The organism is Geodermatophilus sp. URMC 65 (genome assembly GCF_053502545.1).
Genome location: NZ_CP199954.1, coordinates 3,104,215 through 3,129,583, shown reverse-complemented (window position 1 = coordinate 3,129,583; position 25,369 = coordinate 3,104,215). Strand labels below are relative to the sequence as shown.

Genomic DNA, 25,369 nt, shown 5'->3' with positions numbered 1-25,369 from the left:
GGTGCGCACCGGCGGCCCGTGGCGGGACAAGCCGGAGCGGTACGGCAGCTGGCAAAACGTGTACGGCCTGTTCCGCGCCTGGCAACTTGCCGGAGTGTGGGCGGCGATCTTGTCCACGCTGCAGGCTCTCAGCGCCGATGCAGAGTTGATTGACTGGTCCGTGTCGGTGGACTGGACAATCAACCGGGCTCATCAGCACGCCACCGGCGCCCGCCGGCATCCCGAGGCTCAGGTGGACCCGCCGGTACGGCGAGCCGGCCGCTCACGCGCTGGGCCGCTCCCGCGGTGACCTGACGACGAGGCGCACCTGGTGACGTTCCCGTGACGCATTGGATGTTCTTCTGTTGTCATGCCTCTCCGGATGCCGCCTCCCGAACGGGCGACGGCAAGCCGGTACACGCCGCTCGTCCGTGCCGACGGTGTCCCGCCGCGGTGGGACGTCGGCCTCTTGCCGGTCAGCGAGTACCACGCGCCAACCTTGGAAGGGCTCTCAAGGCACTGTCCGCCTCTTCGTGCACTGAGCCTAGTTCACCCCAGATGGACGAGTTGCCCGGTGGATCGACGGGAGACGGCGCGTCGCAGCGGTCTCCGTCCTACGTCGTCGACCCGTTCAGGCCTGGCGTCAGTTGTAACCGTGCGGTGACACCAGAAGGGATCGCGCCGGCATGTCCTTGAGCGCTGAGCGGAAGGCGATCGCCGATCACGCAGTCCTGCAGACCTTTGAGCGGGCCAGTGTCGCCTGGCAGGCGATACCGCACTGGGACACACACGACCCGGGACAAGTCTGCATACGCAACGAGGTCATCTTCAGGTTGGCGGACGTTGCAACAACGTCGTCCAAACACCCCCCCGAGACCCCCCTCGATCTCGGCAGCCTCGATCTGGGGACCGAGTGCGTAAAATTCGAGGTGACGTTGGCCCAGGTAACCGCACTCACCCCTGATGCCCTCCTCGCCAGCGTGATTCCCAGGACCGTGACTCTCGCCCAGAACGTTGACAAGGCGGTCTTCGATGTCCTCAGAGCACCAGCGTTGGGCACGGCTCAGCCCGCGAAAGGAAGGGCGGCGAGCACCACAGCGTTTGGCTGGTACCGACCGTTGAACATTCCCAGCCTGCCGCCGCCAGCAAAGACCCCGCCAGCAAAGACCCCGCCAGCAACGACCCCGCCAGCAACGACCCCGCCACAAGATCCTGCCCAAGCGATCCTCGGGGCACTCCTTGATGGCCGAGAGGTCCTCGAGGACAGCGGCTACCGTGCGCCGTCCTGCCTCATAGCCAGCTCGGCGCACTTCAGGGAGTTCAACCGGCTGGTGGATGGCGAACTCGTCAGGGAGAAGTTGCTGGCGGGGGCGAACGCCAACTCCCTACACCGGACCTCGCAACTAGACGATGGGGGTACCGGAACGAACCTGACGCTGATGATCGGGCGGAGGCAGGAGATCGCGCACGGGAGAGCCGCGGAGGCATCCCCCGGGGAAGAGCCGGTCGACCTCGCCATCAGCGTCCCGCCGAGCCTCGAGGTCATCGGTGAGAACGCGGGGGGCAATATCAAACTCGCGGTTCGGATCCGCTTCGCGACACGTGTCAAGGACGAGCGCGGCGTCGTCGTCTTCCATACCTGAGACCGAGCCCGCGATGACCCCACCGGAACTCGACCACTACCTGGAGTCATGCCATGAGCTCTGCGCGGGCGAAATCCGACGGCTCTTCACGTATCGTGCCGGGACGTCGAGCACCCTCTTCGACCTGATCCTCGACTACCCACTGCGTGGCGGTAAGGCACTCCGGCCCACGCTGAGCATCGCGACGTGCCTCGGCCTGGGAGGGCGGCTCGAAGCCGTGCTCCCGACCGCGGCGACGCTTGAGCTGTACCACAACGCCTTTCTCGTTCACGACGACATCGAGGACGAGTCGGTCCTGCGTCGGGGTCGGCCTACGCTGCACGTCGACCACGGCGTCCCCATCGCCGTCAACGTGGGCGACGCCATGATGTCCCTCTCGCTGCAACCCCTCCTCGACAACGTCGAGCGCATCGGGCTCGGACCGGCCCTGCGCATCCTGAGGGCCGTCGCCCGCATGACCCGCTTGACCGTCGAAGGGCAGGCCATCGAGCTGGAGTGGGTCCGGTCCAACACCTGCCAGCTCGACGACGCCGACTATCTCCACATGGTGGAGCTGAAGACCAGCTGGTACTCGTTCATCACACCCATGCAGGTCGGCGCCATCGCCGCCGGTTCGCCGCCTGAACAGCTCACGCCGCTCGAGCCCCTCGGCCGCCACCTCGGTGCGGCATTCCAGATCACCGACGACCTGCTGAACCTCCGCGCCGACCCCGAGGAGTACGGCAAGGAGATCGGAGGCGACCTTTGGGAGGGCAAGCGGACGCTGATGCTCCTCCACGCGCTGCGCCATGCGGCCCCGGCAGAACGGGGTCGGGCCGTGCAGATCTTGGCAAGACGCCAGCCGACCACCGACCCGGAGCTGCGACTCGGTGCACTGCTCGACCGCCTGACCACGCGTGGCGACCTGTCGTCGGCCGAGCGAGCCGAGGTCCTGGCCCACCTGGAAGGCCTCGGCACCCGGGAGGGAAAGACTCTCGATGACATCCGTTGGCTTTACGACCTGCTGCATCGGGCCGGCTCGCTGGACCACGCCCGAGCGGTGGCCGCCCGGCAGGCGGATGAGGCCGCGGCCGTGCTGGCCGCGCTCGACTGGTTCCCCGCCAGCCACCACCGCGACGTGCTCCGCGGACTCGTCGACTACGTCCACGAGCGCACCCGATGAGCACCCTCACCCCCGAGGCGCTCCTCACCATGCTGGCCGAGCTCGACCGAATCCGGGCACTCACCGTCGAGCTCCTCGAACGGAACGTCCCCGGGCTCCTGCCCGCTCCCCCGGAGGATGTCTCCAAAGGGGAGCGGGGGATGTACGAGCTGCTAGTCGGCGTGCGTCGAGCGGTACTCGGTAACCCGGCAGCCGCCCGCGCCGTGTACGACCTGCTCGTCGCCGAGGGGCGCCGCTACGCGGGGACCCCTGCCGGAGCAGAGTTGCGCGACGCGCTAGTCGCGTCGCAGGCGGTCGACCACCTCCGACTCATCTGGGACACGGTGAGCCTCAACGTACTCGACGGCCCGGCGCCACCCAGCGCCATCCCGGACGCATGGGCGGAATTGCTTGCCGACGCCCTCACCGGACGAGCGCTCGACGACACCGTTCTGGCCCACCTCCGACCGGAGGGATTCGCTTGATGCTCACCGACCCCCGCGAGGCACTCACTGAGCAGAACAGTCTTGTCCACTGCCTGTTGGGGCTGGTCGGCCTGGCCCGGCTGGTTCGCGCGCTGGCTGCGGATGACTGCCGTCGGGACACCATCGGTGAAGCGGACGACTTCATTTACTTGCTCCTGGCGCTGGCGCGCCTTGGTGACGCGGTCGAGTGCCTCCCCCAAGTCGGCGTAGCCGACGCGCCGCACGCACAGTCGGCTAGTTCGCCGCCCTCGTCGCCGAGGCCAATTGAGTGGCTGCGATGACCGGCCCGGCGGCGACTCTCGCCCGCAGCGACTTCCTCCGGGCCCCGGTGTTTGCCAGCGCCCGACCCGAAGGCTTCAAGGAGTGGCACCACTTCGTGGTCCACCGCCCGGGCTGGCGATTGCTCGTCAACTTCAACCTGACGAACGAGGTGCTCCGCGGCCGTTCACCCCGGCTCGTGCCCCGCGTGATCGTGCTCGCCCACGACCAGCGCTGGACGGGCGTCGTAGCGCGGTTCGACGCCGTGCCGGATGTGTCTGCGGACCTCGGGGACCTGACCGTCGGAGGCAACAGGATGACCGTGGGCCCCGGCGGCTACCAAATTCTGATCGACCTGCCCGGCCATGCAGCGAGGGGACAGCTCCACCTCACGCCCGTCAGCCGGCCCTTTGTCGTTAACAACCAACCCGTCGGGGCCGGGCGGGTCAACTGGTTGTTCGTCCCGAGGCTCCGTGCCGACGGTTGGTTCTGCGTTGGTAACCGGGAGTACCGCCTAAACGGGGACGTGGCTTACCACGATCACAACTGGGGCCGGTTCCACTGGGGAGACGACTTTGGCTGGGAGTGGGGTTCGGTCCTCCCCCTGAGGCCCGAGGACCCGTGGTCGTTCGTGTTTATGCGTATGACCGACCGGCGACGCCTCCGCAGCCTGTCCCAGGCCCTCTATGTGTGGCACCACGACGAGCCGGCAGTGAAGTTCCGGGATGCGGCCGTGCAGGCAACCTCCTCGGGCCTACTCGGCCGCCTGCCCGATTGCACGCTGCCTCCTCCGATGCGGCTGGTGCTGGGCGGCGGTGCGTCTGATGTACCAGCGTCCATCGACATCTTGGCAAGGAACCCGGCCGACGTGGTACGCGCCAAGTTCCACCCCCAGTCCTACGCCCGCTTGGCCCAGCCAAGCGAACTCCACCTCAACCGGTCAGTCATGTTGTGCGAGACGAGCGGCACCGCCCGGGTCAGCGGGTCGGTTGGCGGGGAGAAGATCGACTTCAGCGGAGTCGGCGTGTTCGAGCTGCTCCATGGCTGAGTCGGTGGCCTCACTGCTCCGCCGGTCGCTCGACCACCTGGCGTCCGAGGTCCCGGAGAGCTACCACGCCCTCCTTGAGGAGCTCGGGCCGCTCGCCGTCGCAATGGACGTCGATGGCGAAATTTTCTCCGTACGGGGCGGGACACGGCTTGACGTCACGGACGGCGCCGAAAGTGCGGCCGGCGCCTGGGTCGCCACTTCCCGCAGAGCCATCATCGGCGTGTTGGACGCGGAGATGTCGCTGAGCGAGGCAGTGGAGACGGACCGGGTGGCCGTGCGCGGCTCGCTCGACGACGTCGTCCGTGCCCACGACGCCCTGATCGCTTACGCCCACGCCGCCGTGCGGGCCCCCTCGGCACCCGGGCTCCTGGCGGCGCTGCGAGAGGGGATGGACGCTGGATGAGCTCTCCGTACGTGATCCCGACCCCGGCCTCACGTGACCCGCGCCCGACGGCCGCCGTTCTGGGTGCCGGCATCGCCGGCCTCACCGCCGCACACGAACTGGTGGAGCGCGGCTTCGACGTCATCGTCTATGAACCGCAGGCCGACGAGCGGGGCGAGTTGGGCAGTGCGCCAGCGGCCACCTACCCCACTGTCAAGCTCGGCGGCCTCGCGGCCTCCCAGTACTCGACCTGTACTCCGGGCGCGGATGGAAGCCGGGCGCGGCTGCGGCCGTTCCCGGGGCGACGAGGCCGACCTCGGACGCCCGAGGGAGCAATACCCGGTGAGCACGGCTTCCGCTTTTTCCCGGCGTACTACCTGCACATTTGGGACCTGCTCCAGCGCATTCCGCTCTACCAGCACCAACACGGTCCCGACGGCGAGGTGATCTGGCACCCTACATCTCTCACCGTGATGGACAACATTCGCCGTGTGGTCACGGGGGCCATCACCGTCCGGGGAAAGCCGACCCTCGTCGTCTCCCGTCAGGCACCCCAGACCCTGACCGAGGTGCCCGCCCTCTTCAGCCAACTCATCAACTTCGGCATCACTCCGACCGACGCCCAGACCTTCGTACAAAGGCTCCTGCACTACCTGGTCACTAGTCCCCTGCGCCGGGCCTCGGAGCTGCAGAACCTGTCGGCCCTGGACTTCCTACTCGGAGTCGACACCACCGCGCCGCAGCAATACACGTACACACCCTCTTTCCAGGCGCTTCTGCTGGAGATGCCCAAGATCCTCGCCGCCTTCAGCCTGCCCTGGGGGGACGCCCGCACCAGCATCACGAGCTACCTCCAGCTGTTCCTGCAGATGGACCCCCGCGACAGCAAGACCGACGGCGTGCTTAACGGACCCACCACCGAGGCGTGGTTCGATCACTGGTACCGGCACCTCGTCCAGCTCGGCGTGCGCTTCATCCGCTCCGGAGTGGACCACCTTGAGCCCCCGACCGTCGACCGGCTCCATCCGCCACACCTGCGGCCGCGGGTGGTGGTGGTCCTGACGGATGGCACGAGGCTGACCCCGGACTACATCGTGGTCGCCGTCGACGCCCCGACGGCCGAGCGCATCACCAAGTCGCTCCGCGAGGCGGGCACCGGAGGCACCGTGGCTGGCCTCGACGGGTTCACCACCTCGGCGCCGCCCACGGCGGGGCCGCTGGAGCCCCATGAGACACGGCCTCGGGAACGAAGGGACCCTTTCGCCATGGCTCAGATGGGACTGGAGCCATGGGATCGGTTCCAGACGCTGGCGGGCATCCAATACTACTTCGACACGGAACTCCGGTTCGTCCAAGGGCATGTGTACTACTCCGGCACCGAGTGGGCTCTCTCGTCAATCAACCAACATGGCCTGTGGGAAAAAGAACCGGTTCTGCCCCGGGACGGCTACGCCACGGTGCTCTCGGTCGACATCGGCGACTTCAACGCCCCATCCCATTACCTGGTCGACGAGCAGGGGCGCGGCAAGGCCGCCCGCAACTGCACCTTCGACGAGTTAGCCACGGAGGTGTGGCGGCAGATCGTGAACGCCATCATCAGCGAGGTCGACGACGTCCCCGAGGCTCTCCTGCCCTGGCCCGTGTGGTACGCGGTCGACCGCAATCTGGTCGCGGGATCCGGTCCCGGCCAGGGCGACGGCCCCGCGGAGCGAAATGAGGCACCCTACCTCATCCCCATCAAGGGGGACTGGCCGAATCGGCCGGGCAGCGACCCCTGGGACCCCAGCGGCACCTCCTGGACCACTCGGCCGACAGACGACCTGTGGACGGAGGACCTGAATTGGCGCGACGTTTGGCAAGCCCGCCACGGTGGTTACCAGGTGCACCACAACTCACTGGTGTTCGCTGGCACCTGGACCAGGACTTTCACCCGGATGACCACGATGGAGGCTGCCTGCGAGTCCGCACGTCACGCCGTAAACGCGATCCTCGACCATTACGTCTGGGTCGAGACGTGCGGCACTGACCGCCGGGACGGCAGGCGGGCGCTCGACTGGCGGACGCCGCTGGGGTTCCTGTACCAGGGGATCTCGACCCCGGTACGGCTGCCGTCCCCAGCGGGCGACTATTGCTTCGTGTTCGACCTCGAGAACCGTGAACCTCTCGACGCTCGCAGACTGCGCAACCTCGACTCGCAGTACGCCCGAGCGTCACTCCCCCACCCCCTGGGCACCTCAGGGGCCGTCGGGCCACCCGTCCCAGCTCTCCCAGGAGGCCAGCACGTGACAATCACACCTGACGACTACACCGGGCAACTGCTCGCCTACCTGCAGGCCTGGCGGCAGTACCTGGAGCAGACGATGCATGACACGGCCCCAGGACCGCTCTCCACACCACCGTGGCCGACACCTCCACCGGCACCACCGTCCCCAGCGGCTCCGACGTCCCCGGGACCGTCGGCCTCCGCAGCCGTCGCCGAACCGGCACAGTCCTGGCCCACCGCCCCCTGGCTGGCGCCGCCGGCCCCGCCTGGACCGCCATTACCACCGGTCGCTGCCCCATCCCTCCCCCGTCGTCCCGAACCCGCTCCGGCCGCGGCAGCGTCGCCACCTCCCGGGGGACAGGCGCCAGCCGAACCGAAGTCGGGCGGGCAGTCCCAGGAGGCCGGGACCCGATGCCCCGGCGAGCGGCAGGGGCATCGGGTCGACCGGATCTCGCTCTTCGCCCCTGGGCTGTCGACGCCCCCGTCAGAACCGGTCACCGACCCGCTGGCCGCGTCCGCGTACTCCTGGACCGGAAACAGGACTAAGTCCGGCACGTCCGCGTCTACGGCAACTCAGTCGCTCTTTACACTTTCCACCGATAACACTGGCTCCCCGCCACCGTCGTCGGCACCCCGTCGAACGCCGCAGTCCTCCCCCCGTGGACGGCACCAGGACCCCGCGCGCATGGAGATCATCGGTGCTGACCCGCCGGTCTGAGCTACTTCTGAAGGAGCAGAGGCCGAAGCCTCACAGGAAGGAGTCAACTCAACTGGCGCAATCCCATCCCTGTCGTACACCTCGTAGACCGTCACGGGCCAGCGCCGGCTCACTGCCAGCACCCGCTCCATCCGCCGGATGACGATCTGGTCACCTCACGGAAGGAGTGACGTTTACAGCGGCCGATTCCGGCGGGTCGGCGGCACACCGTCACCGACCCGGCAGGTGGCCGCTGGCGACCTGCGTCAAAGACTGCGTGATTGGATTGTCCGGGCCGAGCACCCGGCGGGAGCGCTGCAGAGTGTCCTCGCCTAGGGCCCGGGCCCGCTCTGTTTCACCCAGCTGAACCAGGGCGTGGGTGAGGGTGGTCGCCGCCCACAGGGTGATGGTGTAGTCCGGGCCGAGCACCCGGCGGCAGCGCTGCAGAGTGTCCTCGCCCAGGGCCCGGGCCCGCTCTGTTTCACCCGACTGAACCAGGGCGACGGTCAGGGTGGTCGCCGCCCACAGGGTGATGGTGTAGTCCGGGCCGAGCACCCGGCGGCAGCGCTGCAGAGTGTCCTCGCCCAGGGCCCGGGCCCGCTCTGTTTCACCCGACTGAACCAGGGCGACGGTCAGGGTGGCCGCCGCCAGCAGGGTGGTGGTGTGGTCCGGGCAGAGCACCCGGCGGCAGCGCTGCAGAGTGTCCTCGCCCAAGGCCCGGGCCGGCTCCACCTCACCCAGCGAAAGCTGGGCGACGGTCAGGGCAGTCGCTGCCAATAAGGTGATGGCTTGGTCCGGGCTAAGTATGCGGCGGCAGCGCTGCAGGGTGTCCTCGCCCAAGGCCCGGGCCCGGGCCGCCTCACCCGACTGGACCAAAGCGTGGGCCAGGACGGCCGCCACCAGCAGGGTGGTGGCGTGGTCCGGGCCGAGCACCCGGCGGCAGCGCTGCAGAGTGTCCTCGCCCAAGGCCCGGGCCGGCTCCACCTCACCCAGCGAAAGCTGGGCGACGGCTAAGGCGGCCGCCGCGAACAGGGTGGCGGCGTGGTCCGGACCGAGCATCCGGCGGCAGCGCTGCAGCGTGTCCTGGCCCAGCCTGCGGGCCGACGCCTCCTCCCCCAGCGAGGTCAGGGCGAAGGTAAGAGTGCTTGCGGCGGTCAGAGTGTCGGGATGGTCGGGGCCGAGGATGGACCGCCAGCGGTCGAGCAGCCCTTCGGAGACGGCCCGGCTGCTGGAACCGTCGCCTTTGGTTTGCAGGTAGTGGGCAGTGTCCAGGACCAGTCGCCGGCCGGCGGGAGAATGGTCGCCCAGCGGGGCGGTCGCGAGCACGTGCGGAGCCAGCGCGACGTAGCCGGCCCAGCTGACCGGATCCTCCGGATCGCCGGGAGAAGCGGCGGCCAGCAGCGCCACCACCGCCTCGGCGGTGGCTTGTTGCCGGTCGACGGGTAGCCGTTGGCGGATCACTGCCTGCAGAAGCCGGTGCACCTGGAAGCCGTCAGGATGGCGGCGAGCCAGCGAGTAGCCGATCAGCGCGCCGACGGTGTCGGCCAGCGCGTCGGGGTCGACGGCGGTGTCGCGCAGCGGCTGGCCGAGCAGACCGGGGTGGCCGGTAAACAGGGCCAGCGGAATCGGCTCGGGAGCGAGGAAGGCGGCCAGCTCCAGCAGCTGCACCGCGGCCGGATCCTCGCCGCGCAGCCGCTCCAGCGACAACGCCCAGGCGGTGTCGATCCGCCCCTGGTAGCCCAGCACCTCCCCGCGGGAGAATAGGGTCGCTCGGCGCTCGCGGAAGCGGCGCAGATAGTCGGCGGGCGGCAGGTCGGTCTGCTCCAGATAGCCGGCGGCCTGGGCAGCGGCCAGCGGCAGGTCCCCGAGTTCGGCGGCGAGCTTGTCGGCCAGCTCCTCGCTCAGCGCCGGGACCCAGGCGCACAACAGCGCAATCGTCTCCGTCCGGGCCAACACGTCGACCTCCAGCCGGCCACCTAGCGCTCCCCAGCCGGGGGAGCGGGAGGTAATCAGCACGTGCCCAGCCCCGCCCGGTTGGTAGTCAGCGATGTCGCCCGGCCGCTCTGCGTTGTCGAAGATCAGCAGCCACCGATCCCGGCCACGTAACTGGTCGAGCAGCCGCTCCACCGTGGCGTCCACTGTCGGCCCGGGTGGAAGGCCAAGCCGGACAGCGAGGGAGGCAAGCTGCCCGGGGACGAGCACCGGCTGCTCGGCGTCGATCCACCACACCAGTTCGTAGTCGGTGGCGAATCGGTGGGCGTACTCGATCGCCAGCTGGGTTTTGCCCACTCCACCTAGCCCGTACAGCGCCTGCACCACCAGCGTTCCCTCGCCGGCGCGCAGCCGCCGCCGCAGCTCGGTGAGCATGCCGTCCCGGCCGGTGAACCGCGGATTGCGGGGTGGCACCTTCCACACCGGTGGTAGGGCGCCGGCGAACCCCGGCCGGTCGCCTGCCCTGTCCCTTCGCGCTGGTTCTCCAAGGGGAAACGGGGGTGGGCCGATCGGTCGACCTCCGGCCAGCCGCGTCCGCAGCCGGGCAGCCGCCGCCTCCTCGTCCAGGCCGGTCAGGTCCAGGTGGATCAGTGTGGCGTACAGCGGGGGGAGAGTAACTGGCTCCACCAGGACCGGCACGATGCGCCGTTCCGCGGTGGCTTGTGCGGCGAACGCGGCGCGCAGCTCGGCGCCGCCGAACGTAGAGGCGAAGTAGGCCTCGCTGCACACCGCGAGCAGCCGGTCGGCCCGCTCTAGTGCCGCGGACATGTGGGCCACAAAGTCCTCCCCCGGAGCCCAGTCCCACACGTCCAACTCGACGGTGTAGCCGGCCTGCTGCAGCTGCCAGGCCAGCCACTCCGCCCAAGCGGTGTCCCGACCGGCGTGACTGATGAAGAAATCGGTCCCCCGACTACTCACGCATCAGCATGGCATCATTACCTGCCGTAGACGAGACCCGTCGCCGTCAGGACCCGAGAACCGCTCCTCGCCCCGGCAGCATCCACAGCCCATCACCCACGCCGGTCGGTGAGCACTCTTGTCCCGCATCAAGCGGCTGGCAGATTTTCGGTCTCGGCAACTTGGGGATCAGCGGGGCGACCAGGCCCAGGTGGACGTGTCTAGAGTCGGCTTCAGGCCAGCGCCTCGTAGGGGCGCACGGTGTTGTACTCGACCCGGTAGTCCTTGAGGAAGAGCTTCTCGTACATCAGCGAGCCGAACCCGCGCTCACGTGAGCCGTCTCGCCCGGGTGTCTTCGCCCGGGTACGCGCGGCCGCAGCTCGAGGCAGGTGGCGATGAACGCCTCGAGGCGGAACGAGCGGAACGATCCGCCGTTGTCAGTCACAATGGTGACCTGCGGGACCACGCCGCCCTGCTCGTCGCACTCGGCCAGGTCGAGCAACGGCAGCCCGGCCAGGCGGGCGGGCTCGAAGAGCGCGAACTCGACCGCGGCGATCGCGTCGTGCTGGTTCGCCGTCGGGGCGACGTGCCAGCCCAGCTCGTACTTAGAAGTCGTTGCGGAAGTACGCCAGCAGGGTCGGCGGGCCACGCCACAGCCGCCTGACTTGCGTCACCTGTCGGTGGGAGCAAGCCAAGCCAGACTTCCGCAACGACTTCTTACTCCAGTAGTCCCGGCTGCGGCTGCGGCTGCGGCTGCGGCTCTGACCTGAGCGACGCGGACGCCGCGGCCTGCGACACGCTGCACGAGTACGGCCAACGGGCGGTCGACGGGGAACCGACGGCCATCGACGGGCCGTACGAGGGGCTGCAAGACGACGACCTGTCGGACGAGTTGTCGTGGCCAGCGCAGCAATAGCAGGCCTCGTTGCGTGGATCGTCGCTCGACGGACTGCCCAAAGCGCTCGCGAGAGCTAGGTGCTCGACGAGCGCCACAGCGCCTACGAAAAGGTCGACGAGGCCACGCTGGACCTGATCGGCGACTCTGGCACGCCAAGCTCCGCCCTCCGCGGCGCCATTGCGGATCCCGCCAGACGCGGCACTCTCCTGGTCAGCCTGCGCCGCATTCACCTTGTCGCGCCGCAGGCGATTCGAGCGGCAAGTAGCCGCACGATCAGGACCCTTGGCGAGGTCCACGGCCATGGCGACAGCCAGAAGGCCGTGGAGGTGCTCAACGCGCTCATGGTCGAGATGCGAGAGGACTTGCTGCCCAGCACATGCGCTGAGCTGGAGGCCCTCGGAGAGGCACTACCGCAAGCCAGCGAAGCTAGCCTCCTCACCAACCGTGCCACGGGCACTGGACGATGCGACCACGCCGCGACCACCAGCCGTATAAGCGCAGGTCAGGCGCTGCGCTTGCGGATACCTAATCCGCCGGTGGCATCCTGCCCAGGCGGCCAAGCGGAGGTCAGCTCGGATTGGGACGGGCGTCGTCGTAGAAGAACTCTGCGACCCCCACCGGATCGATCAGGATGCGCGTCGGCCCGCCGCGCAGGCTGGTGGTCACCATCACCCGGCGCAGATGCGGCAGAGCTACCTGCTCGCGGACCAGGCGCACGATCTGGTTGAGGCAGTCCCGCCGCCCCGTGCTCCGGATCCGGTGCTCGCCGTCCTCAAGGGCGACGGCGACGTGGCGGGGTGAGTCGCCGCTGACGTGGACGTCGAGTGGCGGGTCCCAGGGCGCAGCCAGCGCCTCGCGAAGGACCTGCAGGTCGTGCGCCAGCGACGCGCGCCGTCCCCGGGTGAGGAGGCGAAGTTGCGCGTCGAGCACCGCCTGGGCCTGCACCGGTGTGAGGTCGTACGCGGCCTGCAGGAGGCGAAGAGCGTCGGCGTCGTCTTCGGCGTCGGCGAGCACGGTGACCAGACGCGGCAAGTCGGCCGAGACGTCGGAGAGTGCGCTCAGCACGGCTAACCGCGTCCGGTGCGCACGGTCGGCATCGCGGTCGGCATCGGTCATGGTGGGATTGTCCTCGAGCTTGCACAGCCAGTACTGCGCGGTCGGATGCGGTCCGACCGGTAGAGCGTGGTGTCCGGACGGCGCGGCCGCCGGTTGTCGAACTCCCCGGGGAGGACCTCCTGCCCGACTACCGCCTACCCCGCCAGGGACAGCGGCGTGGGCAGCGGGGCGGGTGACTCCGGCGCGGGGCCACCTCGGAGAGCCGGGCGAGCAAGGTCCGGAACTCCTCGAGCGGCGCGTCGGCCTCGGCCTGGGTGAGTGGCATGCGTCTAACCGCGCGCCGACAACGACAGCGGCCGGTCTCCCGGTGGGAGGCCGGCCGCTGTCGCTCTTGGCGCCTAGTCAGGGTAGGGACGTCTCGGTGCGGGACGCAGGATGCGGTCCCGTGCCGCTTCTGTAGGCCGGTGTCCTACCGGTGTCCTAATGGAGTGTCGCCCCGTACCTCCGACTCCCAGGCCTTCTCCGCGCGTTCGCGCCCACGTCACGACCAGCCTGGTGCACCACCTAACGCGTGCATGGCCCCCACGGCTCGTCCTGGGGTCGAGGGGCACCGCTGGTCCGCATCGCTCCCCCAGTCCCTTGTGCAAGGGGCAGTCCCCTGGGTCCGAGCGCTGTTGCTGCCGGATCTGCGCGGAGGCGGCTGCGCTGCTGGCCGGGGGACCGCGGCCCGGCGCCGCGGCACTCGCAATCTCCGCTCAGTGCGTGCCACGTGGCCGGTTCCGGTCACTCGGCGCTGCGGAGCTCCGTCAGGACAGCCTCCAGCAGCCCCTTCACATGCCTGCCGCCGAGGACGAGCTGGCGGTCGAGCAGGCGGTTCGACGTCTCGCACGAGGTCTCGCTGATGAGGGTGCAGCCGTGGCATGCGGACAGGTTCAGCTGTTCGCTTCCCTGCCGGTCGCTCTCGATACAGACGGGATCGTTGGAACACACGTCAGCGTCGACGAGGGCGGCTGCAAGCAAGGGGATGAGGGCAGCGGGTGTCCCCAGCCTCACCAGGCCTCCGAGGGTGCCTTGAGCGTCGCCGGCCGCGGTGTAGACGAGGATGCCGGCCGTGCGGTCCGGACGGTCGGTCTGGGCGTAGATCCGCTCCTGCAGCGAGGCCGACGAGTATCCGCTGGCGAAGGCCAGCCGTCGGATGAGCAGGTGCGCGATGGTGTGCAGTGCGATGAAGCGCGGCTCAGGGATGTCGAGCCGCTGCGCCCAGGGCGACTCCTCCCGACGCCGGCGGAGGATGTCGGCTCGGGCGGCGACGGCGTCCTGTTGCTCCCATTCGTGCAACAGCGATTCGTCGAAGCGCAGGAAGATGCCCTCACCGAACATCTCCACTGCGGGGTACACCGGTCGCCGCCGGCGATCCGCTCCCAGGTCGGGGCCGATGAAGTCGGCGTCCGTGTTCCACCGTTGGAAGCGGCGCAGTGCACGCACCTCGCGTACGCGTCGGACCTGACCGACTGACACCAGGCTGTCGGTCAGGGCGACCGGCCACCCATGACGGGGTTCGACGGGGATGCCGTCCACCACGAAGTCGCCGCTGCTTCGGTCTCGGCCGGCGTCCAGTTTCTTCAGGAAGGCCGCCCACTCCCCGTCCTTGAGTTCGAGGAGTGGGGCGTCCGTCGGCACCTGCTCTCCGCCGGCGGCGAGGCCGAGGACGACCTCCTTCGTTGTGCCTAGCTCGTCGGCAATCCAACCCGCGACCATCTCGGATTGAGGGCCCCCGTTGTCGGCGACGACCTTCTCGAAGTACACGTGCGCCTTGACCTTGTCGAGCATTTCCAGCGATGCCGGTCGCTCCTCAGGGATGTCCAACGCGGACAGGCGCTCTGCGATGTAGTTGCTGGTCGCACCGCGCTGCGCTGCCGCTAGCTTGTGCTCGCACGGCGCTGCCTGACTTGTGTCCTCCCAGGGCTGCGTGCCGGCGCAGCGGATGCCGTCCCGCGACAAGGCGTCCTTCAGGACGAGTTCCGACAGCGGGCGGGAGCGCTTGCAGGCAGCGCAGGAGACGCGGAGCGCCGCGAGGCCCTCACCCTGCTTGGCGGAACGGACGAAGCTCAACTCCTTGTAGGCACGGCAGTGCCTAACGGCGTCGGTAACGGCGCGGTCCGCCCCCCGGTGGGCCCACATGAACCACGGGATGTCCTGGATGTGGCTGCCCTTGGTGCAGACGGCCACGTAGCGCATGGGCACGAGCGCCCCGCCGCAGCCGCAGGTGTTGCTCCAGCGACCTCTGCTCTTCCCTGTCAGTTGCGACAACTTGCTGCAGCGCTCGCAGAAGCGCCAGGCCGGAAAGCGCCAGTAGGTCAGCCCTCTGGTGTCCTTGCCCGACCGTCCCGCGTGAGCGGGCGGCTGACGCAGTTCGCCGCCGCCCAGGCGCAGGGACAGCCGCTCGCAGTGGATCTCCGGCGCATGCGGCCGGTGCCACCAGGACGTGTCCGGTGCCATCAGCGACTCGCCACGCACATCGACGATGGCGCCGACCCCGAAGGGCGAGATCACCTCGGACAGGCGCAGGTCATGCTTGATCGGTTCCACAGGACCTCTCCTCGAACGGCTCCTGCACCTCGACGGCGACGTTCGGGTCCACGGACCGCATGGAGTCCGCCACCAGCCAGCCCTCTCCTGACTGGCCGAACCTCTTCAACAGACCCAGGTCGTGGCCCGGACGGCGGTCGTAGACCAACTCGACCTCGGCTTCTCGTGCTTGTGCTGCGCGGCGATCCCAGTCCCGCATCAGCCGCCAGGCATGCTCCTCGGTCTCCTCGTACTCGTCCGGATCCGCGGCGACGACGCGTTGCAGCAGGCCGTCCACCAACTTCGTCACTGTTGCCTTGAGGTGGTCATCGTCGAGGTCGAATCGACGGGCAGCGGTATTGGGCGCCAGCTCGGTCAGGGACTGCCGAAGCAGCGCCACCAGGGCTCCTGCCAGTGATCGGTCCCGAGATGCCAGCGACCATGGAGTGACACTGGTGGGCTCCACACCGCGGTACAGCGCATCGTGATACCCGCGGAAGGTCTCAAAGTGCGACCTGTCGCGGGCACGGTTGGACCTGAAGAGCGTTGCGACCACCCCGCGTGTGTCGCCGCGTCCGACGCGGCTCGTCGCCTGGATGTACTCGGCGGTCGTCTTCGGCTGACCCACCATGAGCATCAGTGCCAGTCGAGGCACGTCGATGCCGACCGACAGCATGTTCGACGACAGCACCACGTCGACCGCCTGGTCCGTCTGGTCCACGCTGCGGCCCAGCTCCCGCAGGTCGTTGGGCAGTTCCTCGGGTCCGCGACGGCTGGTCAGCTCGAGCACGCGGTCGGCTCGGACACGGCGGAGGTCCAGTGAGAGTCGCTCGGAACGTGGCTCGAGCCGACCGTTCACGTCGTCCACGACCAGCGTCCCCGTGCGGCCGAGTTCCCGGAGACTGTTGTGGTACATCACCGCGGTCCAGTAGGCGTCGCGTGGCGTCGCCGGCGATTCGCGCTTCAGGACCTCGGGAACCTCGAGCAGGGGCGTAGCTGCTGCCACGACGGCAGAAGCCTGTGAGATCGACTGCGGCATCAGCCCGACGTAGAGACGTCCCTCGCCACTCGCGACCGGCCGGGAGAAGAACGTACGGTCCTCGTCCAACCCGGCAGGCGGGTAGAGCGCGACCTGTCGTCCGTACAGCCCTCGCACCTGTTCGGCGGCGGCGCGAATGGTGGCCGTGGAAGCGACGATCTTGGGCCGACCGCCAGATCGCCCGAGCAGCAGCTGTATGACGGCGTCGAAGACGGCGACGGTCGTGCCGAGCGGCCCTGACAGAAGATGCAGCTCGTCCTGGATGACGAGCGACGGCTGCCTGAAGGTCGTGCCGATGCCCAGCAGCCGGCCCGCTTCGGGCTTGAACTGCAGCCGCGCGAACTTGTCGACGGTCGCGAGGAGGATGGTCGGCGGCTGCTCGTAGAGCACCTCGTCCACGACCTGGACCGGCAGCTCTTCGTGAAAGTCACAGTGCACGTTGGTGCAGTGGATCACCAGGTCCTTCCCGTCGAGTCGAAAGCCGTACGCCCGCGGGTCGAGGGACTTCTGCCGCGGGACCTGCGCGGTTCCGCACCACGGGCAGGCCTCGACCTGGAACTGGTTCGCCTGCTCCGGGTGGGCCGCCTTGCGCAGTCTGTCGAGCGCGCCCTTTGCCTCGCTCCTGGATCCGGGAGTGACGTCGTTACCGACCCACAACCCGATGGAGAAACGGCTCATGCCCCGTACGCGGTCGTCGCTGTTCCGGCCCTGCCCGCGCATCAGCTCCATGGCACACACGAGCGAGGCGGCTCGCTGGAACTGCTGCGCAGTGAGGAGCCGAAGGGTGTACCTGGTCAGGACGGCTGTACCGCCGCCGCTGGCGCCGTCCGTCAGACGACGACGGAAGATCTCGACCGCGGCCAAGGCAAGGTAGGCCTCCGTCTTTCCGCCGCCCGTCGGGAACCAGATGAGGTCCACGAGTTCCCGGTCGTCGTGTTGCTCGTCGAGCGTCGAGGCCAGCGTCACGAGCAGGAAGCCGAGCTGGAAGGGGCGCCATTGGGGCTCCGTCATTGGCTTCTGCCGATCTCCGCGCGGGACGGAGGCCTGGCGCATCTGCAACCGCATGGCAGTCATGCCGAGCGCGAAGGCCGTCCGGACTGTCGTCTCCCTACGCAGGAGCTCGACGCCCGCGCGCATGCGCTCAGCGGACGCGCGGCAACGCTCGACGATCGTGTGTGCAGTCGCGGCCGATCGCTCGAAGCCCGCGACGCGCTCCTCCTGCTCCCGCATCCAGTTCTCGAAGGCCCCCACGAAGGCGTCCAAGCTCGGCAGCACGTGCTCCGGCGAGCGATCGATCGTTGCCAGGTGCGCCAGTTCGAGTGCTTGCGCCTCCTCAGTGCCGGTCGGGAACCCCGTCGTCTCGACGGCCGGGACGACGAACGAGGGGACGGGGTCAAGCGAGACACCGGAACAGACTCCGTCCTGCACCAGCCAGTCGGCCGCCATGCCATGTCCGACGGCGAACACCTTGCGCGCTCGGTATCGGAGTCGGATCTCGCGCGCCTCGGCGTCCAGGTCCAGGCCACGGAGAGCGTCGTACTCGTGGATGCGTCCACCCGCTGCAGGGCTGACCGCAAGGGACACCTGGAACAACATCGACGGGATGTCGAGGCGATCGTCGCCCGTCGACTTGGCCAGAACGCGAGCGTGCACGGTCACCAGATGTCTACCGCCCGCGAAGCTCCGCCAGCGCGAACCCACTTCCACGGGCACGTCACCCGCCATGACGTCCCGCTTGGGTGTGGCGCGCGACAGCACCAAACCCTCGAAGGCGAAGGGCCGCCGCTGCCACCGCCGTGGCCCGTCGCCGTCGAGCAAGGCGTAGGTACCCCCGGAGAAGCTGGCCTCGACGGAGGCCGCATCGGTCAGGAAGGAGACGGCAACCGACGAAGGCCTCCAGTCCTCCGCCAGTGGCACGCCCGCGTCCGCCTCCTCGACCTCGCCCGGAAGCACATCGGCCGACACGTCGGGATCTGCGCCGTCCGCCGTGGCTTCTGCAGAGGCCGTCGCATCCGCCGGGAAGAGCATGCCCACCGCGTACTGGCGGTTGGGCAGGTTCGTCACGCACTCCGTAGGCCCACCGTCCGGACCGATCCAGCTGGCTCTCAGGTGCGCGAGGACCTCACGCTGAGCCGGGGTGAGCGTCACTGGAGCTCCTTCAGCAGGCGCTTCAGTCTCTCCTTGTCCGCCGGGGAGCAGACGAGGTGGAGTGAGACGCGAGCGCGGGTCACGGCCACGTAGAAGCTGGCCGTGCCGATGTCGTCGAACGTGCTTGGGAGGTCGCACACCACCACGTGGTCGGCTTCCAGGCCTTTCACCGAGCGCGGGCTGGTAGTGAGGAAGCCTCGCGGACTACGAGCGGGCGGCTCGTCGGAGGCCACCCGGATGATCAACACGTTGCCGCGGCGAGCCCCGTCGCTGACGAGTCGCTCCGCCAGGTCGTCCGCATCGGTGAAGTTCCTGTCGTCGTGCACTTCGTGCCAGACGACGCGCTCTCCGTGGACGATGCCCGGGTCACCGACGTCAGCCCTGAGATACGTCTGCACCATGTGCACGATGGCGCGCGTGTTCCGCACGTTCGTGTCGAGGTCGACAGGAACTGCCTCCGCACTCACGAGCGCGTGAACGTCACGGTCGAACGTGCCGTCCACGTGGGCCTGGTTGTTGTGGTCGAGGAACATGCGCCAGCGGCCCCCGGCGCGACCACCCTCGAGCACCGCGTCCAGGGCGTCCATGTCCTTGGCGTTCATGAGATCTTGCGCCTCGTCCACCAGAACCACGTCCCAGCGCCTGCCCCTCGGCAGCGCCTCGAACGGGACGACGTCGACGCGTCGGTCACCCAGGTGCGCGTCGAAGAACTGACTCAAGTGGGGGGAGCGGAAGGTCACGAGTACCCGGCGACCCTGATCCGCTTCCTGCTTCGCGGCCTCCGCCAGGACCAGAGACTTTCCGGTGCCCGCGCCACCCTGGACGAGCAGCCGTGGACTACGGGCAAGGGCGGCCAAGACCCTGCACTGCCCCTCGGTTGCACGGCTCTGCTCCTCGAGAACGGCACCGCGCTGCGCGTCCAGCACCGGCAGGCGGGTGAACTCCCCGAAGAGCCGCACGCGCAGGTCGGAAGACCTCGCGGTCCGGGTCCTCGGCGACGGCTGCCGAGCTGCCCCCGCGACGGCGTCGAGCGATGCCCGAATGTCTGCGACGGTCATCTCGTCCTTCGCCCACCAGTGAGTGGAGGACCACTCGACCGAGTTCTGCGGCCGTTCGATGTCCGGCGTCACCACGACCGCTTCGTGTGGGAACCACGCCACTCCCTCCTCCTTGAGGATGTCCCGCAGCGCGAAGGCGGCAGTACGGGCCTGGTCCATCGGAGAGCTCCGTAACCGGTGCCAGTCGCCCCGTCTGTCCACCGAGTACCAGACGCCCTCGTGCTTGCGTACCCCGCCGCCCTTCACCTCGACGACGATGACGACACCCCGCCAGAGGAGGACGAAGTCGGCCTCCGCCTGCTGCTTGTACTCGTGGGAACGAAGCTTCACCGAGTGGAAGGCGACGGCGTCGTCGTCGCCCGTCACGTCCCGGAGTAGACGGGCCAGGCGTCGCTCGGCGTCGCTGGTGGCTGTCTTCTCGATCGCGGTCAGATCCGGAACGACGATCACTCGCCGCCCTCCCGCCACAGCTGTTCGTACTCGCGGTAGCCGAGCAAGTCGTCGACCTCGCCGAACTTGTCGGCCATGTCGACGATGAGGCACTCGGCCTTCCCGCCGTTCTCGGGGCCTCGAAGGCCACGGCCGGCCATCTGGATGTAGGCGTTGGGGCTGAAGGTGGGACGTGCGATGTAGAGAGCCCGCACGCCAGGTGCATCGAATCCCTGGATGAGCAGGTCGCAGTTCGTCAGCACCTGCACCTTGCCGCGCTGGAAATTCTCGATGTGGTCGCGCCGCTCCTGTCGACCGGTCTGTCCGCTGACGGCCGCCGCCGTCCGCCCCCGGTAACGCAAGGTCGCCGCCAGCACCTGCGCCGATAGCACGCTGGGTGTGAACACCAGGATGGGCCAGGACTCGTCCTGGCTCATGACGTGGTCGGCCAGGACGGCCATACGCTGCTGGTTCTGCCCGATCCGGTCGAGCACCGCCGGGCTGACGCGGCGCTGGTACCGCGCCTCACGCACCTCGTCCGCGTCGAGCGTCACCTGTACGCCGTCCAGCACTTGGTGCTGGACGCGAGCCAGGATTCCCAGGTCCGCGAGCTGCTCGTACGGGTTGCCGTCGAAGGCGGTCAACCTCTTCCTGCCGAAGCGGGCGACGAGCGACTCCGTCCCGCTCGTCGACCTGCCCTTGAACGGCGTGGCCGAGAGCCCGACCAAGGGCCGATCCCACTGCCGACCCGCGACTCCCAGCCACTCGAACAGCCGCGTGTACATCCGCGACTCCCCCGCGCGGTGTCCTTCGTCCACGATCACAGCGGCGGCACTGCGCAGCCACGCGTACTCGGGGTCCTCATGGACGACGAGGAGCTTCGCGTCCGTGGCCACGATGACGCTGAACTCGGTGTCCGGTTCGTGGACCACGTTCGACTCCCAGAGCCGGCCGACGGTCAGCGGCCGCTCGTCTCCGAGCCCGCGCCAGATGTAGCTCCAGGTCTGCACTGCCTGTTCGCAGAGCTCCTGTGACTGGGCGATCCAGAGGACCGGTCCCTCGAGCTCGCCGCTGATGAACAGGCGCAGAACCGTTTCGCAGGCCACGCGCGTCTTGCCGGCGCCGGTGGGCAACTCCACCATCGCCTTGCCCCGCCTACCGGTCTCGTGCTGGCTTGTGAGGACCTCGCTCAGCTGCCGGCGGATGTCCTCCTGGAAGCTGTGCAGCGGGTTGAGCCGCACCGCTCCGGGCACGACGAACTCGTCCTCCTGCCGCTCGTTGCGTCGCCCGGCGAACTCACCGCCGAAGCCCATTTGTCGGAGCCAGGAGATCGTCGAGGCGCCACCCGCCCACTGCGTCGGAACGTCGGAGAAGCCCTCCTGCCGGAACTGGTCGGCGAGCAGCTTGACGGAGTCGGACCCGTAGACGGTCAGGAACAGCTCGGATACCGAGGTCCTTTCGTCGACGAGACCCTGCAGCTCGAGCGCCTGCCACAAGCCCTTGGGCAACGCATCCCTGAGGTCGTCCGGCCCGAAGTAGACGTCCAGGCGGTCGGCATCGGTCGGTGCGGCCTTGGCTTCCTCCCGCAGTTCTGCGAGGCGCCTGTCCAGGCCAGCCTGGAGGACGCTGGAGACGTCGGCGTTGTTGAGGTCGAGTCCGAACGCTTGCGAGGCGATCTCCAGCAGGCGCCGATCCTCGACGCGCCGGTCGACGACCAGCTCGGTCCCGTCCAGGAACCAAGGCAGGGACTGGTCCTCCACGCCCTCCTCGGTGGTCACCCGCTTCGCGATGTGGCCTGCGCGCGAGAGGCTGATGTTGAGCAACCGATCCTCGAACCGGGTGTTGCGCAGGCCGGTGAAGACGTCCAGGAGCGGTTCCGGGGCCAGCTGGCCTTCGATCTGCATGGAGAAGGCGAAGCTGTCTTCGAAGCGACGACATCCGACCTGGGCGACCAGCAGGTCTGCCTGCTCCTCGGTGACCTGCAGACGTGGACGATCCTTCGACGCCAGGTAGGCGGCCTGCTCCTCGGACACGGCCAGGTAGACCGTGTTGGGCGGCCTCGACTCCACGGCCCTCCTGATGCGGGCCGGGATGCGCGGCGGCTTGCGACCCGGGAACGCGACCTCAGCCGCGGCGAGCGTGAACTCGACGAGGACTGCGTCGGACAGGGTCGGGGGGAACAGGTCGGCCCCGATCGCTTGCTCGAAGACGTGGGCGGGCACGGCGTCGAGGTCGCGCGGCAGACTCAGCTTCTCCGCGAGAGCCACGGGGCCCTTGAACAGCGGCAACAGACCGTCGTAGCGCACCATCGACGGCGCTACGGCGTCCGCGGGTGCCTTTCGCCCTCGCGAGGTGGGGATGAGACCCGCGCGCGCGATGGCCCACTGAGCGGGCGAGGGCACCTCGTGGTCGCGATTCGTCGCGAGGTCCTCGCAGATCCATGTGTGATCACGAAGTGCGAGGAGGCCGAGCGTCCAGCTCTCGCGCAGGGCCTCGGCGGCTCCAGCCTGCTCCAGCATGAGCAACATGGAGAACGGACCCGGGCCCGACGTCCGCGAGAACTCGACGTTCTCGACAGCTCGCTCCCCTGGCCCCAGCTGACGGTTCAGTGAATCGAGCACCCAAGCCCGGTACTGCTCGAACGCCGGTTCGTCCTCCAGTCGGTAGTCGCCCTGAGGCTCATGCACGACCCCCAGTTGGCCGGCGACGTCGGGTTGGCAGCGGCTGCGATCCAGCATGCGCGCGTCGAACTGCGGCCCGACAAGCCCCTCCACGTCGAAGACGAGGGCGGGTGCGGCCCATCCGCCGTCCCTGGTCGGCACGCGCACCTTCGCGGCCTGCGCCCGTAAAATCTCGACAGCCGCGCGGGTCGGCAGGTCCAGTGTCGCGTCCCACAGCTTCGTGAGCGCCTCGTCGTCGTCCTCCTCCGTCAGTCGGGCGAGCCTCGCGCTGAGGATCGCTTGGGCATCGAGTCCACGGAAGCCCGCACGCGTCAGCTGGGCACGCACGCCGGCCTGCGCCAGGAAGTCGGGATCGACGAAGACGGCACCCTCGACCTCGAGGTCCTCCTCGTTCGCCAGGAAGACGACGTCCTTGTCAGCGAGCGAGCGCAGGCCGTCAGAGGTGGGAATGACCCGGGCCTTGTCGGCCTCGAACTTGCCGTGCAGGTCGAACGCGACTCTGAATGCGTTCGCTGCGGACACCGGATCGCTGCCCGCCGCCCACTCCCTCAGCCAGCTGAGAAGTCCGCGCTTGGGAGCCGTCTCGAGCGCCTTGCGCAGGTCACGATCGCGGGCGTCGAAGTTCTCCTCGAGATTGGCCAGCGTGACGAGGTCGCGCAGACGGGCGATGCGGGTCGGGGTGGCGTAGCAGCGGAAGTGAGGGACGTCCGATCCGGTGTTCGACGAGTGGGACCAGGCCCGGTGCACGTCCTCGCGCACGGTCATCTCGAAGTCGAGGGGACGCAGGTCTCGCGGATGCGCCAGTGTTCCTCGGGCGTCGGGCACCAAGGCGCGTTCCGCGGCGAGGCGGGGGATGTTCTGGGTGAAGTGCTCGTCGCCGAAGCCCCTCAACTCGCTCGCGCGGCCACGAGCCGGCATGTAGTCCAGATGTGCAGCCGGGTCCTCGGCCGTGGACAGCCGCGGCAGCAGATCCACGAAGATCTCCGACAGCGTCTTGAGGATCTCCTGGTTATAGCCGTTCGACAGCATGGTCGTCCGGTCGTCGTTGACGCTCCATGGCGCGTTGAAGAGGCCGGTGGCGGTCGTCTGGTCCTGCAGCGGGAAGTACGACCAGAACTGACCGACCGTCCGGTTGCCGAGGTTTCGAGGCAGCGCGACGGTCACCTTCACCTGCTGTCGGGAGACGGCCTCCCCGACCTGCTTGCGGGCCTCCGCCGACGGCGAGTGCATCCGGCTCTCGACCAGCCACTCGTCGCCAGAGCCGTCCGGTCGCTCGATCTTGAAGCTCCCGGCACCAAGGTCCCTCGACACATGACTCGTGGTGAAGCCGCCCTCACCGAGGACGCGCAGTCGCACCTCGCGCACGGCGCCGACGAAGAGCAAGAATTCGGACCGGAACTCCTGGATCTCCTTCTCGAGCCGCTGGATGTCGGTCACCCGCGGCAGCTTGACGACCGTCGACGCCCATGTGGCCAGGTCCGCGAGCACCGGATCGCGATCGAACTCCGCCGCAGCATCGATGAGAGTCGCCGTCCGCAGCACGGGCAGGCGCCGAGCCGCCGGCGCGATGCGGCGCAGGGCAGCAGTGGCTTCCGGCGAGTTGAACTCGAAGGAGACCGAGCGACTGAAGACCTGAGGAGCGTCGGTGACTGCGAGGACGGACTTGAAGCCGAGACCGAACCTGCCGATCTCGTCTCCCCGTTTGCCGCTGAGGTAGGCCATTGTGACAGCGGTGATGCCCGACTTCGAGAAGGGCCGGCCCGAGTTCGCGCAGTACAAGGTGGAGGTACGTGCGTCGAGCACGATCTCGACCCGAGCCTCGTCAGCGAGGTCGGCAGCGCCCGCAAGAGCGTCCGCAGCGTTCTGGACGAGCTCGAGCAGCGTTCGGTGCGCGTAACCGCCGGTCCTGATGGACTCCTCGTGATTCGCCTGCTCCTCGATCAGCCGCGGCTGTTGCTCGCAAGCGGCGATCTGAGCCGCGAATTGGTCCTGCACCTCCCGGACCAGCGCAACGTCGGGCCGCCACAGGTCCTTGCTCACTGACATCCCCATATCAGCGCTTGCCGGCGCCCACTACGACGCCTGCTGCACCAAGCATTGGCAGGGCCTCTTCGTGGCAGTGGGTGCTTACGACTGCGCTTTGCGTCACCCGTGCAGAGTAGGCGGCGAGGTGGCTGAGGCTCATTCCGGCACGCGACGAGGCGGTCACACGGGGCGAGGCGGCCCCGTCTAGGACGCCATGCATTTCGTCGGACGGCGCGACGACTCCCCGAGCACCAGCCCCATCCGCGCAGGTCAAACCGTGCGCCTGCGGATACGATCCGCAAGCTGGCGGCGTCAGCCACCCTGGCGGACGACCGTAGGAATCAAGCAGTCTCCCCGACCTCGACGGCGAGCACTTGCATCTGGCCGTCGGGATCCGTAGCGAACGTCGACAAGTCCTCCCATCTCAGCTTGTAGCTCCCAGACAGAGTGAGGTTTTCTCACCAGGATTCGCCGTCCGCGAACGCCTGGGAGAGCCATCGCTGCAGGTCAGGCCCCTGTGCCAGCGAAGTGCCGGGTGCCGCCTGCCGAGAGGCTGCGCCGAGGGACTGCGCCCGACGTCGCTGACGACTCGCTGAAGCCCTGACCAGCGACGCCTGCCACCTCTTCAACTGGGTGTGAATTCCTGGTGAGAAAACCTCACTCACTTGAAACCTCCGACACT

The 25,369-nt window shown here is 68.5% G+C and carries 15 protein-coding genes; 8 read left to right on the top strand and 7 right to left on the bottom strand.

The window, feature by feature from the left end:
- The first annotated feature begins 1 nt into the window (after window position 1).
- The 8 genes from ACWIX7_RS15145 (at window position 2) to ACWIX7_RS15110 (ending at window position 7,917) form a co-directional block, all read left to right on the top strand.
- Window positions 2-289, top strand: a complete 288-nt coding sequence (locus ACWIX7_RS15145; protein ID WP_448617273.1) for a transposase — start codon at window positions 2-4, stop codon at window positions 287-289.
- Window positions 290-665: 376 nt separating this feature from the next.
- A complete protein-coding gene (locus ACWIX7_RS15140) occupies window positions 666-1,622 on the top strand; it encodes a hypothetical protein (protein ID WP_448617272.1) in 957 nt (318 codons plus the stop codon).
- Between the two features lie 13 nt (window positions 1,623-1,635).
- Window positions 1,636-2,784 (top strand): polyprenyl synthetase family protein, encoded by a 1,149-nt coding sequence (locus ACWIX7_RS15135; protein ID WP_448617271.1) that lies wholly within the window; start codon window positions 1,636-1,638, stop codon window positions 2,782-2,784.
- The gene (locus tag ACWIX7_RS15130) at window positions 2,781-3,248 is read left to right on the top strand and encodes a hypothetical protein (RefSeq protein WP_448617270.1); all 468 of its coding nucleotides are present in this window, start codon (window positions 2,781-2,783) and stop codon (window positions 3,246-3,248) included. The genes ACWIX7_RS15135 and ACWIX7_RS15130 overlap by 4 nt, the downstream gene beginning before the upstream one ends.
- Entirely contained in the window at window positions 3,248-3,529 is a 282-nt protein-coding gene (locus tag ACWIX7_RS15125; protein WP_448617269.1) for a hypothetical protein, read from the top strand. The genes ACWIX7_RS15130 and ACWIX7_RS15125 overlap by 1 nt, the downstream gene beginning before the upstream one ends.
- The gene (locus tag ACWIX7_RS15120; protein ID WP_448617268.1) at window positions 3,526-4,554 is read left to right on the top strand and encodes a hypothetical protein; all 1,029 of its coding nucleotides are present in this window, start codon (window positions 3,526-3,528) and stop codon (window positions 4,552-4,554) included. Before ACWIX7_RS15125 ends, ACWIX7_RS15120 begins: the two co-directional genes overlap by 4 nt.
- Window positions 4,547-4,957: a hypothetical protein gene (locus ACWIX7_RS15115; RefSeq protein ID WP_448617267.1), complete on the top strand. Its 411-nt coding sequence runs from the start codon at window positions 4,547-4,549 to the stop codon at window positions 4,955-4,957. The genes ACWIX7_RS15120 and ACWIX7_RS15115 overlap by 8 nt, the downstream gene beginning before the upstream one ends.
- Entirely contained in the window at window positions 4,954-7,917 is a 2,964-nt protein-coding gene (locus tag ACWIX7_RS15110; protein WP_448617266.1) for an NAD(P)-binding protein, read from the top strand. Before ACWIX7_RS15115 ends, ACWIX7_RS15110 begins: the two co-directional genes overlap by 4 nt.
- 210 nt (window positions 7,918-8,127) lie before the next feature.
- Here the strand turns inward: ACWIX7_RS15110 and fxsT are convergent, their stop codons facing one another.
- The 7 genes from fxsT to ACWIX7_RS15075 all read right to left on the bottom strand — a co-directional run bounded on the left by fxsT (window position 8,128) and on the right by ACWIX7_RS15075 (window position 24,708).
- Window positions 8,128-10,806, bottom strand: coding sequence for an FxSxx-COOH system tetratricopeptide repeat protein (gene fxsT / locus ACWIX7_RS15105; protein WP_448617265.1), 2,679 nt, complete (start codon window positions 10,804-10,806; stop codon window positions 8,128-8,130).
- Between the two features lie 286 nt (window positions 10,807-11,092).
- The gene (locus ACWIX7_RS15100; protein WP_448617264.1) at window positions 11,093-11,434 is read right to left on the bottom strand and encodes a hypothetical protein; all 342 of its coding nucleotides are present in this window, start codon (window positions 11,432-11,434) and stop codon (window positions 11,093-11,095) included.
- An 816-nt stretch (window positions 11,435-12,250) separates the two neighbouring features.
- A complete protein-coding gene (locus tag ACWIX7_RS15095) occupies window positions 12,251-12,799 on the bottom strand; it encodes a hypothetical protein (protein WP_448617263.1) in 549 nt (182 codons plus the stop codon).
- 723 nt (window positions 12,800-13,522) lie between these two features.
- Window positions 13,523-15,328 carry a DrmB family protein gene (drmB, locus tag ACWIX7_RS15090; protein WP_448617262.1) on the bottom strand — a complete coding sequence of 602 codons (1,806 nt, stop codon included), beginning with the start codon at window positions 15,326-15,328 and terminating at the stop codon, window positions 13,523-13,525.
- A complete protein-coding gene (locus ACWIX7_RS15085) occupies window positions 15,309-18,494 on the bottom strand; it encodes a helicase-related protein (protein ID WP_448617261.1) in 3,186 nt (1,061 codons plus the stop codon). The genes drmB and ACWIX7_RS15085 overlap by 20 nt, the downstream gene beginning before the upstream one ends.
- Window positions 18,491-20,002 (bottom strand): NERD domain-containing protein, encoded by a 1,512-nt coding sequence (locus ACWIX7_RS15080; protein ID WP_448617260.1) that lies wholly within the window; start codon window positions 20,000-20,002, stop codon window positions 18,491-18,493. Before ACWIX7_RS15080 ends, ACWIX7_RS15085 begins: the two co-directional genes overlap by 4 nt.
- Window positions 19,999-24,708, bottom strand: coding sequence for a DEAD/DEAH box helicase (locus ACWIX7_RS15075; RefSeq protein ID WP_448617259.1), 4,710 nt, complete (start codon window positions 24,706-24,708; stop codon window positions 19,999-20,001). Before ACWIX7_RS15075 ends, ACWIX7_RS15080 begins: the two co-directional genes overlap by 4 nt.
- Between the last annotated feature and the right edge of the window lie 661 nt (window positions 24,709-25,369).